The sequence below is a fragment of the Flavobacteriales bacterium genome, from assembly GCA_021296215.1.
Classification (GTDB): Bacteria; Bacteroidota; Bacteroidia; order Flavobacteriales; family ECT2AJA-044; genus ECT2AJA-044.
The window spans coordinates 1-839 of sequence record JAGWBA010000133.1 but is presented as its reverse complement, the minus strand read 5'-3'; the positions used below and the strand labels follow the sequence as shown (position 1 = coordinate 839).

General features: G+C 53.9%; 1 protein-coding gene. It reads left to right on the top strand.

Annotated elements, in window-relative coordinates; genetic code table 11:
- Nucleotides 1-66: 66 nt before the first annotated feature.
- Nucleotides 67-839 (top strand): hypothetical protein (locus J4F31_12535; protein ID MCE2497379.1); only part of this gene is annotated, 773 nt, incomplete at its 3' end.

The following is an 839-nucleotide window of genomic DNA, read 5'->3' as shown; positions in this document are numbered from 1 at the left end:
GGAGGCGACTTCGATAAAAGCATGTCAGAGAAAATTCTGACAACCTTGGCAAAGGCCGGTTGAATCGTGAGCCGAAAGAATAAGACTCATCTGAAAGTGTTTGTGAGATTCCTTGTGCTCATAGGGGTACTCGGGATCGTCGCGGTGGTGTTGGTCGGCCTGTCGCTGAACGCACTGGTCAAAGGCGGGATCGAATCCATGGGCCCCCGGATATTGGGTGTGCCGGTGACGCTGGAGGACGTGGATATTGCGCTGTTGTCCGGCACGAGCGTGCAAGCCGGTTTGACTCGGCTTGTCGTCAATAACCCCGAAGAGTATGAGACCGCTTATGCCGTGTCCTTGCCGGAAATTCGAGTGCACGTCGATAGGAATTCTCTGTTGACGGATACCGTCATTGTCGAAGAGGTACTGATCGTCGCACCGGCTATTACCTTCGAATGGTCGTTAGAAGGCAGCAACCTCGGCGCGATTCACGAGAACGTCACGCGCAATACGCGATCCGGTTCCGATGATAACGGACAAGGAAAGGGCGAAGAGCATGAAAGAGGGCAACAATTCGATAAAACCGTTCACATCAAAAAAGTGACGGTGAAGGACGCGGTCATCAACGTGAGCTTCATCGGTGGACAAGACGAAGTCACGCAGTTGCCGTTGCCCGATCTCGTATTGCGTGACATCGGCAACCCTTCCGGTGGCACCACGTTCTCGCAAGCCTCAGCCGTGATCTTCGAGAAGATCTACGAGGCCATTAACAAGGCCGTCATGAAGCCGGGTGTCCTCCTGCCCCAGGGTGTGGAGCAATTCGGCAAATCCATCGGCAAGATGGGAAAGGAATTGTT